At 54.3% G+C, this 17,073-nt stretch carries 16 protein-coding genes and 1 pseudogene; 13 read left to right on the forward strand and 4 right to left on the reverse strand.

Annotated features, from left to right (window positions below; translation table 11 throughout):
- From ACK4S7_RS04150 to ACK4S7_RS04175, 6 genes and pseudogenes are all read left to right on the forward strand, one after another.
- Nucleotides 1-513, forward strand: a pseudogene (locus tag ACK4S7_RS04150) (putative O-glycosylation ligase, exosortase A system-associated); the annotation flags it as partial.
- 57 nt (nucleotides 514-570) lie between these two features.
- The gene (locus ACK4S7_RS04155) at nucleotides 571-1,743 is read left to right on the forward strand and encodes a mechanosensitive ion channel family protein (protein WP_409644715.1); all 1,173 of its coding nucleotides are present in this window, start codon (nucleotides 571-573) and stop codon (nucleotides 1,741-1,743) included.
- 115 nt (nucleotides 1,744-1,858) lie between these two features.
- Nucleotides 1,859-2,317: a MaoC family dehydratase gene (locus ACK4S7_RS04160; protein ID WP_409644716.1), complete on the forward strand. Its 459-nt coding sequence runs from the start codon at nucleotides 1,859-1,861 to the stop codon at nucleotides 2,315-2,317.
- A 24-nt stretch (nucleotides 2,318-2,341) separates the two neighbouring features.
- Nucleotides 2,342-3,520: an acetyl-CoA C-acyltransferase gene (locus ACK4S7_RS04165; RefSeq protein ID WP_409644718.1), complete on the forward strand. Its 1,179-nt coding sequence runs from the start codon at nucleotides 2,342-2,344 to the stop codon at nucleotides 3,518-3,520.
- 21 nt (nucleotides 3,521-3,541) lie between these two features.
- Nucleotides 3,542-3,835: a putative quinol monooxygenase gene (locus tag ACK4S7_RS04170; RefSeq protein WP_409644719.1), complete on the forward strand. Its 294-nt coding sequence runs from the start codon at nucleotides 3,542-3,544 to the stop codon at nucleotides 3,833-3,835.
- Nucleotides 3,836-3,920: 85 nt separating this feature from the next.
- Nucleotides 3,921-4,424, forward strand: coding sequence for a pyridoxamine 5'-phosphate oxidase family protein (locus tag ACK4S7_RS04175; protein ID WP_409644721.1), 504 nt, complete (start codon nucleotides 3,921-3,923; stop codon nucleotides 4,422-4,424).
- 4 nt (nucleotides 4,425-4,428) lie between these two features.
- On the opposite strand, the gene dgcA is transcribed toward ACK4S7_RS04175, so the two are convergent.
- Together dgcA and ACK4S7_RS04185 are read right to left on the reverse strand one after the other, a co-directional pair.
- Nucleotides 4,429-5,412, reverse strand: a complete 984-nt coding sequence (gene dgcA / locus ACK4S7_RS04180; protein WP_409644723.1) for an N-acetyl-D-Glu racemase DgcA — start codon at nucleotides 5,410-5,412, stop codon at nucleotides 4,429-4,431.
- Between the two features lie 76 nt (nucleotides 5,413-5,488).
- Entirely contained in the window at nucleotides 5,489-6,721 is a 1,233-nt protein-coding gene (locus ACK4S7_RS04185) for a polyhydroxyalkanoate depolymerase (RefSeq protein WP_409644724.1), read from the reverse strand.
- A 148-nt stretch (nucleotides 6,722-6,869) separates the two neighbouring features.
- Between ACK4S7_RS04185 and ACK4S7_RS04190 the strand changes: the two genes are divergently transcribed.
- Nucleotides 6,870-8,675 carry an ABC transporter transmembrane domain-containing protein gene (locus tag ACK4S7_RS04190; protein ID WP_409644725.1) on the forward strand — a complete coding sequence of 602 codons (1,806 nt, stop codon included), beginning with the start codon at nucleotides 6,870-6,872 and terminating at the stop codon, nucleotides 8,673-8,675.
- Here ACK4S7_RS04190 and ACK4S7_RS04195 read toward each other — a convergent pair.
- Nucleotides 8,672-9,106 carry a DUF1465 family protein gene (locus ACK4S7_RS04195; RefSeq protein ID WP_409644726.1) on the reverse strand — a complete coding sequence of 145 codons (435 nt, stop codon included), beginning with the start codon at nucleotides 9,104-9,106 and terminating at the stop codon, nucleotides 8,672-8,674. The genes ACK4S7_RS04190 and ACK4S7_RS04195 overlap by 4 nt on opposite strands.
- A gap of 144 nt (nucleotides 9,107-9,250) precedes the next feature.
- Nucleotides 9,251-9,448, reverse strand: coding sequence for a YdcH family protein (locus ACK4S7_RS04200; protein ID WP_409644727.1), 198 nt, complete (start codon nucleotides 9,446-9,448; stop codon nucleotides 9,251-9,253).
- A gap of 170 nt (nucleotides 9,449-9,618) precedes the next feature.
- Here ACK4S7_RS04200 and ACK4S7_RS04205 point away from each other — a divergent pair, with 170 nt between their 5' ends.
- From ACK4S7_RS04205 to ftsH, 6 genes are all read left to right on the forward strand, one after another.
- Nucleotides 9,619-9,789: a YdcH family protein gene (locus ACK4S7_RS04205; protein ID WP_409644728.1), complete on the forward strand. Its 171-nt coding sequence runs from the start codon at nucleotides 9,619-9,621 to the stop codon at nucleotides 9,787-9,789.
- A gap of 59 nt (nucleotides 9,790-9,848) precedes the next feature.
- Nucleotides 9,849-12,113, forward strand: coding sequence for a phosphoenolpyruvate--protein phosphotransferase (ptsP, locus tag ACK4S7_RS04210; protein ID WP_409644729.1), 2,265 nt, complete (start codon nucleotides 9,849-9,851; stop codon nucleotides 12,111-12,113).
- Nucleotides 12,114-12,228: 115 nt separating this feature from the next.
- The gene (locus tag ACK4S7_RS04215; protein ID WP_409644730.1) at nucleotides 12,229-13,005 is read left to right on the forward strand and encodes a helix-turn-helix domain-containing protein; all 777 of its coding nucleotides are present in this window, start codon (nucleotides 12,229-12,231) and stop codon (nucleotides 13,003-13,005) included.
- A gap of 128 nt (nucleotides 13,006-13,133) precedes the next feature.
- Nucleotides 13,134-14,039 carry a tetratricopeptide repeat protein gene (locus ACK4S7_RS04220; protein WP_409644731.1) on the forward strand — a complete coding sequence of 302 codons (906 nt, stop codon included), beginning with the start codon at nucleotides 13,134-13,136 and terminating at the stop codon, nucleotides 14,037-14,039.
- Nucleotides 14,030-14,977: a tRNA lysidine(34) synthetase TilS gene (tilS, locus tag ACK4S7_RS04225; protein ID WP_409644732.1), complete on the forward strand. Its 948-nt coding sequence runs from the start codon at nucleotides 14,030-14,032 to the stop codon at nucleotides 14,975-14,977. Before ACK4S7_RS04220 ends, tilS begins: the two co-directional genes overlap by 10 nt.
- Before the next feature lie 113 nt (nucleotides 14,978-15,090).
- On the forward strand, nucleotides 15,091-17,037 hold the full coding sequence (gene ftsH / locus ACK4S7_RS04230) for an ATP-dependent zinc metalloprotease FtsH (protein ID WP_409644779.1): 1,947 nt from the start codon (nucleotides 15,091-15,093) through the stop codon (nucleotides 17,035-17,037).
- The last annotated feature ends 36 nt before the right edge of the window (nucleotides 17,038-17,073 follow it).

The following is a 17,073-nucleotide window of genomic DNA, read 5'->3' on the forward strand; positions in this document are numbered from 1 at the left end:
TGGACCTGGGAATATGTAAAAGAAAATCCGTTCGGAGGCGGCTTCGATGTGTATCGCCAAAATCGCCTTCGTTATGACATCGCCGACACCAGCGGAAATGCAGGAACGCGCTCGTCGGAAGTTCCTGCCATCAAAGAAATTGTCGATCAGGGCCGCGCCTTTCACTCAAGCTATTTTGAAATGCTGGGAGAACAAGGCTTCCCCGGCCTGATCGCGTGGCTATTCATTCACGTCGGCGGGGTTTGGAGAATGGAGGTCATTTCGCGCATGTACCGGAAGCGAAACCGACCCGACGAAGCATGGGTCGCGCCGCTCGCAACTGCGCTGCAGAATAGCCAAATCATATATCTTGTCGGCTCATTATTTGTCGGCATTGCCTTTCAGACATTTTTCTACATGTTAATCGCTCTCCAAATCGGTTTGGACAGCTATCTCAATCGGCGACGTAAAGAGGCGGCATGGCGTCCGATGAAAAATCGAAGCAGCCGGTCGACGGTTGTGGCGGCAGAATGAAGCGGCCGATTGACTGCAAAGGTTGTGCGCGGAGCTTATCGACTTTACACAAGAACGATGACTGCAAAACCAGCACCCACTTTAGACCATATCGAACCGGCATCGATTGGCCCGCGTCTTCAATCCTATTGGGATGCTTTAACAGCTTGGGTACAGAACAATTACGTCGAGCTCGGCATTGCCGTGGTCGCAGCGATCATTGTTTTCATTGCTCTTAGCTGGCTGAAACGGATCGCTGCGAGAGTTTCGCGGGAAAGCGAACATCGCGCGCATGTAAAATCAATCATCGCCCGCACCCTGGCGCGCACGAGCAAATTTTTCCGCATCATGGTGTCGATTGAACTGGTGAACCAGATCGCGAATGCGCCTGCGACTTTGGCCGATTTTATCGACATATTGTTTACCATCGCGATTGTCATCCAGGTCGCGATCTGGCTTCGCGAAATCATCCTGGGGTTGATTGAGCGGCGCGCTGGCGAAGGCATTCACGAACATGATACTCTTCAAAGCGCGATGGTGTTGATACGCCTGCTCGTTAGCTTTGCCTTGTTTGCGATCGCCGCCATCGTGGTTCTGGACAATCTGGGCGTGAACGTAACGGGCCTTGTAGCCGGCCTTGGCGTTGGCGGCATTGCCATCGGCCTTGCAGCGCAAGGCATTTTCTCAGACCTTTTTGCCGCAATCTCGATCATCTTTGACAAGCCATTCCGGCGCGGTGACACCGTGTCGTACGACAACACAACTGCGCGGGTTGAAGTTATCGGAATGAAAAGCACAAGACTGCGGGCACTTACGGGCGAAGAAAAGATTATTTCAAACAGCAAATTGCTGGAGAAGGAAATCACCAACAACACACTGACACTGTACCGTCGAGTGACGTTTGAATTGACTCTTGTTTATCAAACCCCCCCTGCTCTTGCGCAGCGCTTGCCCGAAATTTTACGCGAAATAGTCGATAATAACGGTGCACAGTTTATCCGCGCTGGTTTCATTAATTTTGGCGCGAGTTCAATCGATTTTCATTTGATGTTCGATATCGAAAGCGATGATGTTGAAGACATGTTTCAAGCTCGGCACAATATCGGTATTGCCATAATCGAACGCTTTGCCCGTGAAGGAATTTCTTTTGCCTATCCTACGCAAACAACGTTTACAGCCGCACCGGATGGCGAAATGATAATGCCCTATGCCATTCCACCCGGCGCGACGGCGGCACCTCCAAAAAGCTGATTCGCGGGGTGTTCGAGTAAAGCCCCCTAGCATGCCGTAACGGCAAACAGCCGGGGCTTGTATTGGGCCGTTGAAATCGCCACGATAGCCTAAAATAGTACCTAGGAGAGACCATATGACCGCAGTTACACCCGCTGAACTCGCTACTAAGGTTGGCGAGAATATCGGCGTATCCGAATGGATATTGGTTGATCAGGACATGATCAACAAATTCGCTGACGCGACAGGTGATCATCAGTTTATCCATGTTAATGAAGAGATGGCAAAACAGACCCCGTTCGGCGGCACAATCGCGCACGGATTTCTCACTTTGTCGCTATTTCCGGTGATGAGCGCCAAGTCCGATTGCCCAAAGGTTGCGGGCGTCAAAATGGGTGTCAATTATGGTGGTAACAAAACACGTTTTCTCGCCCCTGTCCGTTCGGGCAAGCGCGTCCGCGGCCACTTTAAACTGCTTGAACTCGCCGAAAAGCGCCCGGGCCAGTGGCAACAGACGCTTGAATTCACTGTCGAGATTGAGGGCGAGGAAAAGCCAGCACTTCAGGCTGAATGGATCAGCCAGTTTTTCGTATAATTTTTAATTCAAGGAAACACTCCCATGCGTGAAGCAGTAATCGTATCCACCGCCCGCACCGCCATTGGCAAAGCCTATCGCGGCGGGTTCAACGCCACTCTCGGGCCAACGCTCGGCAGCTATTCGTTGAAAGCCGCTGTCGAGCGCGCTGGAATAGAAGGCGGCGAAATCGACGACGTTCTCTGGGGCTCCGCGCTTCAGCAGGGCACGCAAGCCGGCAACCTTGCACGCCAGGTTGCATTGCGCGCTGGCCTGCCCGTATCTGTGTCCGGCATGACCATGGATCGCCAATGTTCCTCGGGCCTAATGTCGATTGCGACCGCTGCAAAGCAAATCATCGTCGACAATGTCGATGTGATGGCCGCTGGCGGGCAGGAGTCCATCTCGCTTGTGCAGACAAAGGAAATGCGCGTTCAACCTGACCGCGAACTGGTGGAAATGCACAACTCCATCTACATGCCCATGCTGCAGACAGCCGAAGTCGTAGCGAAGCGTTACAATATCAGCCGGGATGCAATGGACGAATATGCCCTGCAATCCCAGCAGCGCACTGCCGCAGCGCAAGCTGCTGGCTATTTTGATGCTGAAATTGTTCCTGTCACCACGACCATGAACGTGATGAACAAGGAAACCGGCGAAGTCAGCCAAAAGGAAGTGACCATCGCAAAGGACGAAGGCAACCGTGCAGATACGCTGCTCGCAGGCTTGCAAGCGCTTCAGCCGGTCCTCGGTCCTGACATGACGATCACCGCAGGCAATGCAAGCCAGCTTTCTGATGGTTCATCCGCATCGATCCTGATGGAAGCCAAATTGGCCGAGAAAAGGGGTCTTACTCCGCTTGGCCGCTATGTTGGCATGGCTGTCGCAGGTACAGAACCTGACGAGATGGGCATTGGTCCAGTATTTGCGATCCCCAAATTGCTTCAGCGTTTCGGCCTCAAGATGGACGATATCGGCATCTGGGAACTGAACGAAGCGTTCGCAGTCCAGGTACTTTATTGCCGTGACAAATTGGGCATTCCAAATGAGCTGCTCAATGTAAACGGCGGATCGATCTCCGTTGGCCACCCTTATGGTATGACCGGCGCGCGCTGCACCGGCCACGCCTTGATCGAAGGCAAGCGTCGCGGGGCGAAGTACGGGGTTGTCACCATGTGCGTCGGCGGCGGCATGGGCGCAGCTGGCCTGTTCGAAATCTTTTAATCGCAATCAGGGAACAGCCTCATGTCAGCTATCGGTGTTATTGCGACGCTTACCGTCGCAGAGGGCAAGAACGAAGATTTTGAGGCTGTTTTTGCCGAACTGGTAGCGGCCGTTCGCGCCAATGAACCGGGGAACGTGTTCTACACGTTGACCCGGTCTAGGGCCAACCCGCAGGTTTACAAAGTGCTTGAACAGTATGTGGACCAAGAGGCGCTGACCGCACATGGCAGTAGCGACTATTTCAAGGCCGCCGGTCCAAAGCTCGGGCCATGCCTCGCCGGTCCGCCTGATATCGAGTATCTCGACGCCGTGTGAGGTGCAATTGCTGCATTAAGTAGTGCCTGAGCCGGAACACCGCTGGGTATCGTTGGTTTCCCTCACTCCAACAAGGAGTGATCAGATGCCGAGCGACACGGAAATCAAAGAAAAATTTTGGAAGGCCCTCAAATCGGACATGACTCTGTTTTTGGGTCTGGCCGAAGGCGACGATGGCCATGCGCGCCCCATGACTGCCCAACTGGACGACGAATGCTTTCGGGATAACCAATATGAAGGACCAATCTGGTTTTTCACATCGCGGTCAAGCGAACTATATCAACAAATTGGCTCGGGCGGCCGTGCGATGGCGCATTTTGCGTCCAAAGGCCATGATATCTGGGCAACAGTCCATGGCAATTTGTCTCAATCTACCGACCGCGTGACTATCGACCGTCTGTGGAATCGCTTTGTGGCTGCATGGTATGAAGGCGGCAAGGACGATCCAGAGGTTGCGCTCATTCGTCTTGATCCGGAAAATGCAGAGATCTGGATTGATGCTTCCAGCATGGTCGCGGGGATCAAGATGCTTATGGGGATCGACCCCAAACAGGATTACAAAGATAAGGTTGCCCACGTAACCTTGTGAACGCTCAGGCCGGGGACAGGCAGCCATTGGCAAAGGAAAAGCCGCCCGGCCGGTCGTTTGCGAGCAACACGGGGCCGTCAAGGTCGACCCAGTCTGCCGATTGCGCAACCAGGAACGCTGGCTGAATAGCGAGGCTCGTGGAAAGCATACAACCGACCATGACCTGCATCTTAGCGCTCTGTGCTGCCTGCCTGAGCGCCAGCGCCTCGGTTAGGCCCCCTGCTTTATCAAGCTTTATGTTCACGCCCTGATATAGTCCGACCAATCGCGGCACGTCTTGCGCGGCGTGGCAACTTTCGTCGGCAAAAATTGGCAAGGGGGAGGAAATATTTGCCAGCGCGGCGTCCTGTCCGGCGGGCAAGGGTTGCTCAATCATCGCCACGCCAAGGTGTTTCAATGCTTCGGCCTCTGCAGCTATATCTACCGCGCCCCAACTTTCATTTGCATCCACGATAATTCGGGCATCACGTGCGCCTGCCCGAACCGCAGCAACACGGTCGCGGTCAGCATCACCATTTAATTTGAGCTTTAGCAGGCTATAGCCGTTTTTTGCCGCGCTGCGCGCGTCAGCTAGCATCGCATCTGGCGTACCTAAGGAAATCGTGAAAGCCGTTTCCAGCGGCAAGGGCGGCAACCGCATGCCCACCAATTCCCAAAGCGCACGTCCTGTCTGCTTCGCCTCCAAATCCCACAGCGCACAATCGAGCGCATTGCGCGCCGCGCCAGATGGCAGCAACGACTGCAAAATCTCGCGCGCCATTGAAACGGAATGCGCCTCCAGTTCGTCGATCACCCGCTCGACCTGTCCAAGGCATTTTTCTGCTGTCTCGCCGCTATAATAGATGGCGGTGCCTTCGCCATAACCGATACGCGTGCCGTCGCTAACCACGACCACGAGCAAGTCGACAAACTTCTTGGCACCACGCGCGATGGTAAAATGGCCGTTCACGGGCCAGCGTTCGACAACTGCGCTAATACGCAAGGTCATCGCTCGAACACCGCAGGAAACCGCGTGCTGCTAAATCCTACTTGGCAGGGCCCGTTAACGGCGGACATTGTGCCGCTCAATTATGGCTGGATATCCAGTTTTCAACAACCGGCGCGATTTTTTCGCGCCATCTGCTGCCGTTGAAAATGCCGTAATGGCCGACTTCCGGAGCCATATGATATTTCTTAAATACCTCAGGCAAGCCAGTTGCGATGTTCAATGCAGCCTTGGTCTGGCCCAAACCGCTGATATCGTCGCGCTCGCCCTCAATTGCGAGAATACCGATGTCAGTGATCGCAGCGGGATCAACGAGCTTTCCGCGATAGTTGAATTCGCCCTTCGGCAACAAATGCCTTTGGAACACGGTGTCGACCGTTTGCAGATAAAACTCGGCGGTCATGTCGCACACGGCACGATATTCGTCGTAAAATTCCTTGTGCCGGTCGGCGCTTTCGCCATCGCCTTTCACAAGGTCCGAAAACATCGACCAGTGGCTGATCATATGGTTGCCAAGGTTCATCGACATAAATCCGGACAACTGAAGAAAGCCCGGATAAACACGGCGCCCCGAGCCTTTGTAATAAGGTGGGACCGTCGCAATCACATTTTGCACAAACCATTCATGGGGCCGCTGCGTCGCGTGGTTGTTAACCGCGGTCGGCGCTTCGCGGGTATCGATTGGGCCGCCCATCATCGTTAGCGTGCGGGGCCGAAGCGGATGCTCCTTGGCACTCATCACGGCAACTGCAGCATAAGCAGGCACTGACGGCTGACACACGGCAAGCATGTGTGCGCCACGACCGCCTGCATCAGGACCGATAAATTCCAGCCATTCAATCAGGTAATCAATATAGGTCTCAAGGTCAAAACCGCCGCCCGTTAGCGGCACATCGCGCGCATCTTTCCAATCGGTAATGTACACGTCATGGGTCACCATCATGCGTTCAACCGTACCGCGCAAGAGCGTCGCAAAGTGGCCCGACATCGGTGCGCAAATCAACAACCGCGGCTTGTCGCTACTGCCCTCATAAGCGAACCGCTTGAGTTGGCCGAAAGGCTTGCGCGCGACATTTTCCTCTTGAACCGGCAAGGTTTTGCCATTGATGACAACTTCATTCAATCCGAAAGCCGGCTTTCCACGTGGCAGAACCGAATGGGCGAAAACCTCAAGCGCAGAGGCAGCCACAGGGGCCAAGCCAGCATAATTGAATGGCGAAGGAAGCGTGTTGAGCCACTCTGCCTGTCGTTGCGCAACCCAACCAGCTCCAGCCAGCAAGCCACGTTGAAGGTCATATCCAGTGTAAAGCATATTGAAGCCTTTAAAATATCGTATACGGCAGATTACTGCTACGCTTGCGTAAGGCTTTACGCATTTATTGTGCATTGCACCATAGGAAAAGCAACTGGGCAGTCTGTCGCGGATTGTTCCGGCATCTATGCACTGCTAGGCGAGCGCCATGACAAACGATATTACCGACGTTCAGACTGAGACTGCAGCCGAGACACCGGAAACGGTTCCGGCCAAGCCAAAGCTAAATTTTGGCAGTTTGCGGATGATAGGGCATTTTACGATCCAGTATCCTCGTCAAATTACTTACGCGCTGTTGGCACTTGTCGCAGCGGCGGCGTCTACGCTAGCGATCCCATATGGCCTTCGGCTGATTATTGACGAGGGCTTTGTTAAAAATGGCGGAGATCCGGCACCGTACTTTTACTTGTTGCTAGGCATTGTCGTCATCATTGGTGTCTCAACAGCGTTTCGGTTTTATTTTGTTAGCTGGCTTGGCGAGCGTGTGGTTGGCGACATTCGGGTGGCCGTACAGCAAAATCTGTTGCGGTTGGCCCCGCGCTTTTTTGAAGAAAACCGGCCGGGTGAAATTGCAAGCCGTATGACCGCTGATACGGCAATAATCGAACAGATTGTTGGCACCACAGTGTCTGTGGCATTACGGAATATCTTTATCGGCATAGGTGGCGTGACGCTGCTATTCGGACTTGCGCCAAGCCTAACGATTTGGCTTCTGGCAGGCATCCCAGTGGTCGTTCTGCCGATTGTCTTTCTGGGAAGGCGGCTAGAAAAAGCCTCGCGTACCAGCCAAGATAATGTAGCGAGCGTCGGTACCATTATTTCAGAAGCGCTTGGCGCTATCAAAATTGTTCAAGCCTTCGGCCAGGAAAGCCGGGAAGGGATAAGATTTGCCGACGCCGTCGAAGCCACCTTTGGCGCGGCAAAAAAGCGTATACGGCTCAGAGCATTCCTAACCGCCCTTGTCATGGCTTTGATATTCGGTGGCATCACAATGCTTGTTTGGGAAGGCACCGACCAAGTGAAAGACGGCGTGATCACGTCGGGTACCTTATTCGCGGTTGTGTTGTATGGCGCGCTCGTTGCGGGCTCTTTCGGTGCACTGACCGAAGTATATGGTGACCTTGTGCGTGCATCGGGCGCGGCTTCAAGGTTGGCAGAACTGCTGAACGAGGTACCAGAGATTGCACCGCCTTCAAGTCCGGTTGTCATGCCACCTGCGCGTGGGCAACTGGAATTTCAACATGTCCGCTTCCGCTATCCGACCCGGCCCGAGGTCGCCGCGCTCGACGATTTCAGTCTGAAAGTGTCGCCCGGGGAGACGGTCGCCGTCGTTGGTCCATCCGGCGCAGGCAAATCGACATTGTTTCAATTGGCAGAGCGTTTTTATGATCCTGAATTCGGAACCGTCCGTATTGACGGTGTGGCGCTGACCAGCGCCGATCCTGCAGAATTCCGGCAGCGCATTTCGCTGGTTCCGCAGGACACGGTATTGTTCGCGGCATCCGCGCGGGACAATCTGCGATATGGCCAGTGGGACGCAACCGACGAAGCCATTTGGGCTGCTGCGGAAAAGGCCAATGCGGCAGGGTTCCTCCAAGAGCTGCCCGATGGGTTAGATACCTACCTGGGCGAAGGCGGCGCGCGTCTGTCTGGAGGGCAACGCCAGCGGCTGGCAATTGCCCGTGCCCTGTTGCGTGACTCACCGATATTGTTGTTAGACGAGGCAACGAGCGCACTTGACGCAGAAAGCGAGAAACTGGTTCAGGATGCACTTGAACACTTGATGGTTGGCCGAACGACAATTGTCATAGCACATAGATTGGCAACAGTTCGCTCCGCCGATCGGATAATCGTCATGGATCAAGGCCGGATAGTCGAAGAGGGCGATCATGCAACGCTGAGCGCGGCTGGCGGATTATATGCTCGTCTCGCCAGTTTACAGTTTGACGCCTAAAAGGACGACAGCAACCTTTCGCGCATGGCTCGGGGTTCCGAAACGGGCACCGCGCCCAAACGCATCTGGCCGCTAAAGCGTTGCAGGCGCAAATAGAGCTCTTCACTGGCAGCGATAAGGGCCTGCGCCTCTAACGGAAACCGTTCGGCTTGCGAGGCATCGCTCGCCGGCGCATAACCTAATGTGTTGGCGTCGCTGCGCGCCTCTTCTTCCGATATTTCACCGGCGCGCAACGCCTTTTGATTCAAGAGCCAAGCGATGCTGTGCATCAAGCGCGTCGTTACCTTCAGCGACTCACACGAAAATGCCACGGAGATCTCAGGTGAAAGATCGCCTGTTGCCTGATTTCGGTCAAAACAGTGCCGCGCCTCATCAGCCAATACCATTGCTTCGGTATAAAGCGAATCAAGCAATAGAGGGGTCAATTCCAAGCGCTGATTTTCCATAACTTTGTATGACATGACCCCACAAGAGATGTTAGTAAAAAAAGACCCATTATCGTGCAAACAATCAAGTGTGCCGCGATGGAACGCTGTTCAAGCAAAGGTGAACGCCAGTCCATCCGATATGTTCAATTATGCAATGATGTCGGGTACCAGTTGATCCTCAAGGCGCATAATGCGATCCTTTAGTATCAACTTTTTCTTTTTCAGTCGGGCAATTTGGAGTTGGTCGACCAAAGTTTGCGCAGCGAGAGCCCGAATAGCATCATCAAGATCGCGATGCTCAACCCTGAGCTGTTCCAGCTGCTGCTGATATCCATCATCGTTCATGAGACCTTCTAAACAGAGTGCGCCAAACAAGTCATCGTTAAAAAGCGGGCGCTTGGCCGAGAGATGGTTTTGATACGCGTCCGGTGGATCATTATCGGCAAGACACGGGTTTCATTTCGTGATTTACTCCCGGGTTCAGATCGCCGAGTCTCACACTGAAGGAGAATGATGTGAATAATAATCATCTGTCCGCGCTTCGTAACAAGCATGCCGAACTGGAACAAAAGTTGGAGCGCGAAGAAAACAGACCCCTTCCCGACAGCAAAGTGATCCTCGATTTGAAAAAACAGAAATTGCAGCTGAAAGACGCACTCATGCATGAGTCCGCTCTAACAGGCTGACTACGAATAATTTCATGGGGGGTATCGCTTGCCCGTGAGGTCTCTGCTAGGTGCAGTGCATGGAAAGCGCTACCCGTTCTGCCCGTAACATACTGACCGGCCTTCATGAAGTCATGGCCTCGAAGAACCACGCGCAGGGCAAGCTGAACCACGTTGTCAATATTATCGGTGAAGCGCTTTCAAGCGAAGTTTGCTCCATTTATCTGCTACGCGACGGTGCGCTTGAATTATTTGCCACGCGTGGTCTGAATCAAGCTGCTGTCCACATTACGCGCCTTGGCTTGGGAGAAGGCCTTGTCGGCACCATTGCAGAAAATGTCGAAACCTTGAACCTCGATGAGGCCGCAGCACACCCGAATTTCCGCTATGTGCCCGAAACGGGCGAAGAACGGTTTCACAGTTTTGCCGGCGTTCCGATTGTACGTTCTGAAAATGCCGTAGGGGTGTTGGCAGTCCAGCATGTCGAGCCGCGCAAATATGAGGAAGTTGAAATTGAGGCGCTGCAGACCGTCGCAATGGTCCTGTCAGAGCTCATCGCCAATGCGGACTTGATTGACGAGCCAAGTTCAAGGGCTGGCAACGAGACAGGCACAATCAGCCTGACCGGCCTGCCCCTTGTCAAAGGCGCTGCGGCCGGTGTCGCCATTTTCCACCAGCCAAATGTTCGAATCGAACATACAGTTGCTGAGGACGTCGAGGCCGAACGCCAACGGGTCTATTCGGCCTTTGACAAAATGCGCGAACAAATCGATCGCATGGCCAGTCAGATTGATTTTGGCACCGGGGGCGAACATGAAGAGGTTATCGCGACCTATAAAATGTTTGCGTATGACGAAGGCTGGAGCCGCCGGATTAACGAAGCGATCGACAGTGGCCTGACCGCAGAAGCAGCAATCGAACGCGTTCAGCAGCGTACGCGTATGCGCATGCGGCAAATCGATGATCCCCTGCTTGCGGATCGCATGCATGATCTCGAGGACCTGTCCAACCGGCTACTGCGCATCGTATCGGGTCAAATGAGCACCGCAGCGCAGCTCGGGCTGAAAAGGGATTCCATCCTGATTGCGCGCAACCTTGGCCCGGCCGAATTGCTTGAATATGATAAGCGGCGCCTGCGCGGCGTCGTCCTCGAAGAAGGATCGCTTACCGCGCATGTCGTAATTGTCGCGCGTGCAATGGGTATCCCGGTGCTCGGGCGGGTGCGCGGGATCCGACACAAGGTACGCGACGGCGACATGCTCCTGCTCAACGCCGATGACAAAAATGTCATTGTTCGCCCATCCTCAGCAGCCGAAGAAATTTTCCAGCACGATCTGGTGGATCGTCAAAAGAAAAAAGCCCGATACGCTGCGATGCGCGGCGAAGCATCGGTTACAAAGGACGGTGTACCGGTCACGCTAATGATCAACGCAGGCTTGCGCGACGATATGTCTGCACTGGCGACAACAGGCGCCGAAGGTGTGGGCTTATTCCGGACCGAGTTCCAGTTTCTGATTTCAGCGACCTTGCCGCAGCGTGAGCGCCAGCAGCGTTTCTACCGCGATGTATTGGAAGCCGCAGGCGACAAACCTGTCATCTTTCGCACGCTCGATATCGGCGGCGACAAGGCGCTGCCTTATCTCAAGGATGAAGCCAGCGAAGAGGAAAACCCGGCGCTTGGCTGGCGCGCACTTCGCCTCTCGCTTGATCACGCGGGATTGATGAAGGCGCAGGCGCGCGCGTTAATTGAGGCATCAGCAGGCCGCACGTTAAATGTGATGTTCCCTATGGTATCCGAGCCATGGGAATTCGATGCGGCAAAGGCCATTTTTGACGGACAGATCGAATTTCTGAGCCGGCAGAAAAAGGTGCTGCCAAACAAAATTCGCTATGGAGCAATGCTTGAAGTGCCGGCGCTTGCAGAAACGCTCGACATCCTGCTGCCTAAGATCAACTTCCTATCGATCGGTACGAATGACCTGACTCAGTTTCTGTTTGCAGCCGATCGGGCCGACCCAAGGTTGGCCGAACGCTATGACTGGGTAAGCCCTGCCATTTTGCGCTTTATCAGGCGGGTCGTTAGGGCAACCGAGGGCCATGATGTCGATGTTGCGGTATGCGGCGAAATGGGTGGCCGAACGCTTGAAGCGCTTGCGCTCATAGGGGTCGGTATTCGGCGGCTATCAATAACTCCGGCAGCTGTCGGACCAATCAAGGCGATGATACGCTCCACAAACCATGCGGACGTTCGCGCAAAACTTGAAGAATTGCTGGACGGTCCCACTGAAAACCTTCGCGAAACACTTACTGCGTGGGCCATCAGCCAAGGTATCGAAACTGGCTAAAAAGCTTGTTTTTAAATGACGAAACGCTGCAAACAACGTTGACATTATTTCGAACTTGCTCATTATCTGCGCGACTGCACGCAGAGGCGGGGAAATCGGGTCGTGGAGAATCTATTTGGATGAAATTTCCCCAGTGGACGTAAATCCCAAATCTGTGGGCGTACAGCTAAAGTCCGCGCGTGAGCAAATGGGCATGAGTCTGGCAGACCTAGCGGCTAAAACGCGGGTTCCGATGCGACATTTGGAATCCATCGAACGTTCTGAATTTGGTGCCCTTCCTGGCCAAACCTATACTGTGGGGTTTGTTCGGTCATATGCGCGGGCAGTCAAGCTGGACGAGATTTCCATTGTAAACACCTTGCGCAATGAATTGTCTCGCAGCGGGCATGAGGGATATCAAGCGCCGCTCCAGAATTACGAACCCGCCGATCCGGCGCGCGTTCCGTCCAAATCACTGGCGTGGACGGCGGCGGCAATTGCAGCGATCGTTTTGGCCGCCTACTTGGTTTTCAGGAGCTTTAGTCTGGCTCCAGCCGCCGACGCGCCTCGGATCGTGACACCGCAGGCGAAAGTGGATCCCAAACCAACCACGGCAGCGAACACCGGCGGCGTGGTCGTCTTGACGGCGACTGATAATGTGTGGGTAAAAATCTACGATGCAGATCAGAAACGATTGTTCGAACAGGAAATGGCAGCGGGCGACAGCTATAGTGTGCCGCCAAATGCCAACCGGCCAATGATTGTTACCGGTCGCCCTCAGGCGTTGGATATCACTGTCGGCGGAAAGGCCGTGCCACCACTTGGCGCGCCTGACAAAACCATTGCAGATGTGGGTATTAGCGCGCAAGATTTGCTAGCTCGCGTCCCAGCCCCGAACGCATCGGCGTCTTGAGGCCTAGCTGGTGCGACCCGATTTTCCGATAAATGCATTTTGTTTGCCTCCGAATAGCGCGATGGGACTTTATTGCGCTGTGCCAGTCAGCTATACGGCCCGAATATCCAGTTAAGGGAAATAACCCAATGCATTTTCGGCTTGCCATCATTACCAGCGCAGCGCTCGCACTTATTGCGCCCGCAATTGCGCAGGATGCAAATATCGACGGGCGCGTAGGCAAGCTGGAAAAGGAGATGCGCGCGGTTCAGCGTCAGGTTTTTCCTAACGGTGCGGGCAAATTTCTGGAACCCGACATTCAGTCGCCAACCGCTCCCAAAACGACCACCAGCGCGACCACCGCCACCGTCGATTTGACCGCCCGTGTCGACGCGTTAGAGGCGCAGCTTGCGGCACTGACGGGGCAAGTTGAAATTCAAGGCAACAACTTGCGCGGACTTGAGGGCCGTTTGAAAGCGATGGAAACGCAGCTTGTTGCCCAGCAGACCCCTGTGGCATCCGTCGTCACTGCAACGGTGCCGGCTGCAGCGGTGGCAACGTCAACCACGAAGACAACGGTGCCTGCCACAAAGCCTGCGGTAACAGCCAAGCCCAATCCCGCGCGTGTCGCGGCCATAGCAGCAATTGAACGCCCCTCCACAGGCGATGCGTTTGAAGACGGCTACAATTACGGCTACAGGTTGTGGGAAGCAAAATTCTACCCGGAATCGCAAGCCACGCTTGAGGAAACTGTAACCAAATTTCCGAAACACAGGCGTGCAAGCTATGCACGCAATTTACTTGGAAGGGCGTGGCTGGATGACAAGAAACCTGCCACGGCAGTTAAAGTGTTTTACGACAACTATAAAGCCGACCCTCGGGGCGACCGCGCACCGGAAAGCTTGTTTTTCCTAGGATCGGCTTTGACTGACCTCGGGAAAACAGCCGAAGCCTGCGAAGCTTTTGGCGAGCTGGCTAAGGCTTATCCTGATGTAGCCGCAGGTCGCCTTGCAGAGCGCCTTACATCAGGCAGAACAAGGGCAAAGTGCAAGTAACGCTTGACCCGGTCTTCCTCGACCGTTTTAGAGCCGCCCTTGGAAAGCTGCTGATAGCTAAGGATGACAGGGTGCTATGTGCCGTGTCAGGGGGGCCAGACAGCTTGGCCCTGCTATTGCTGGCGCAGCAGCTTATCCCGGACAAATTAGTCGCAGCGACGGTTGACCACCAACTGAGGCCGGAATCAGGTGACGAAGCGCGCTATGTCCAAAACATCTGCCGAGCTCTGGGTGTTCCGCACCTGATTTTGACGCCCGACGAAGCCATCTGCGGCAATATACAATCTTCAGCGCGTGCCGCTCGCTATGCCCTGCTAGATCGCGCGGCCGATGCCGAAAGCTGCCGTCATATTGCAACCGCACACCATGCCGACGATCAGTTGGAAACAATGCTGATGCGACTGGCCAGAGGCAGCGGCGTCGACGGATTATCTGCCATTAGGGCAAGAAATGGTCGAGTGATTCGTCCGCTACTTGGGTTCCCAAAGTCGGAACTGGTAGATATTTGTGCCAGAGCAGACATCCGCCCCATGGACGATCCCAGCAATACCAACGCCGACTTTGACCGTGTCGCTATGCGCATATGGCTGGCAGCTGCGCAGCACCCGTTTGCTGCTGACAGGGCCGCGCGTTCTGCCAGCGCATTAGCTGAAGCGTCGGACGCACTAGTCTGGATGGCCGATATGCTTGCTGCGGAGAGGATCCGCCGCGAATCTGGTTCTCTGGTTTGCGATTTCAGTAACATCCCTAAGGAATTGAAACGGCGTCTCTTAATTCGTTGTCTGTTGGAGCTTGATCCAAATCTTACACCACGCGGCGAAGCAATTGAACGGTTGCTGGTCGATCTCACCAGCGGCCGCACGACTACAATCGGCAACATCAAATGCATGGGCGGCAGATATTGGCAATTTTCGGATGCACCGCCACGGCGAAACTGAAATTCAGCTGACCGGAAATTTGCCAATCCTTATATTGTCATTCACACAATCGACCCTACATTGGTCTGGTATCCTCGGGCATTGTGGCTCGGGCACAGAGCAAGGCTGTTATGATGAACGACGAACAAGAACCGAAAAGCAATCCGATGCTGCGTAACATGGCCATCTGGTCAGCAATCATTGTGGCGCTTTTGCTTGTCGCCTCGATTTTCAGCGGCTCTTCGGATCCCGCCAAGGGCATTAGTTATTCGTCGTTCCGAGACAAGGTTGAGGCTGGTGAGGTCAAATCCGTCGCCATTGCGCCAGAACGTATCAGCGGACGACTGCAGAATGACGAGACATTCGTCACTGTTCCCATTCCCGGCGACACCAGCCTGTATCCGTTGCTGGATGAAAAGGGCGTCGATGTTCAAGGCAAGGCAGAAGAACAGCCGAGCCTGTTACTTATTCTCGTGTATCAGGCGCTACCATTTCTCCTCATTCTGGGCATTGCTTTCTTCGTTCTGCGCCAGATGCAAAAAGGTGGAGGTGCGGGCGGAGCCATGGGCTTTGGTAAGTCCAAGGCGAAGCTGTTAACGGAAAAACATGGCAAGGTAACCTTTGAAGATGTTGCCGGCATTGATGAAGCACGTGAGGAGCTTCAGGAAATTGTCGAATTTCTAAAAGACCCACACAAGTTCAGTCGTCTCGGCGGTAAGATACCAAAAGGTGCGTTGCTTGTGGGTTCGCCCGGTACTGGTAAAACCTTATTGGCGCGCGCGATTGCTGGTGAGGCTGGCGTGCCCTTCTTCTCAATCTCGGGTTCGGACTTTGTCGAAATGTTTGTCGGCGTTGGTGCAAGCCGCGTGCGCGACATGTTTGAACAGGCGAAGAAAAATGCACCATGTATTGTCTTTATTGACGAAATCGATGCCGTCGGGCGGAGCCGCGGTGCTGGACTCGGCAATCAAAACGACGAACGTGAGCAGACACTAAATCAGCTTCTGGTCGAGATGGACGGATTCGAAGCAAATGAAGGCATCATCATCGTGGCCGCAACAAACCGCCCTGATGTCCTTGACCCAGCCTTGCTGCGTCCGGGTCGTTTTGACAGGCAGGTTGTGGTGCCACGTCCTGATATTGATGGCCGTGTTAAGATCCTTGAAGTTCACATGAAGAAAGTGCCATTGGCGCCAGACGTCGATGGCCGGGTGATCGCGCGCGGAACGCCCGGTTTTTCGGGTGCTGACCTTGCAAATCTCGTTAACGAAGCTGCATTGCTTGCCGCGCGACGGGGCAAGCGACTTGTCGCCATGCAAGAATTTGAGGACGCCAAGGACAAGGTCATGATGGGCACGGAGCGTAAGTCCATGGTCATGACCGAAGACGAGAAGAAGATGACGGCTTATCATGAAGCGGGGCATGCCATCGTCTCGATACATGAAGAAGCGTCCGACCCTATCCACAAGGCTACCATCATCCCACGTGGCCGCGCCTTGGGCATGGTCATGCGGCTGCCGGAACGGGATAACTACAGCTATCACCGTGACAAAATGCATGCCAACCTTTCTGTTTCGATGGGTGGCCGCGTGGCGGAAGAATTGATTTTCGGCTATGACAAGGTCAGCTCGGGTGCTTCCAGCGACATTCAATATGCCACCAGTCTGGCACGCGATATGGTGACGCAATGGGGAATGTCGGATGAGATGGGTCCACTTCAGTATGAAGAGCGCCAGGAAGGTTATCTTGGCTATGGCATGTCGCAACGCTCTGCCATGTCGGACGAGACCGCACGTAAGATAGATGCTGAAATTCGCAAATTGGTCGAGGGCGGGCACAAGCGGGCTACGGATCTTTTGACAAAGCATAATGAGCAATTGCACTTGTTAGCCAACGCGCTTCTTGAATTCGAAACCCTATCGGGCGACGAAATCAACCAGCTTTTGGAAACAGGCAAGTTTGAACGCGATGACGGCAAAGTGATCAAGCCATCGTCCATCCCGACGGTCGGCACTGCAATACCGAAGGCAGGACGGGGCAAGTCTGCGCCAGTCGGAGGGGTAACCCCGCAGGGCGCCTAATTTTCGGCTATTATTCGCGGCCTCAACGCTCTACTT

This window comes from Sphingorhabdus sp. (assembly GCF_046292425.1).
Lineage (GTDB): Bacteria > Pseudomonadota > Alphaproteobacteria > Sphingomonadales > Sphingomonadaceae > Sphingorhabdus_B.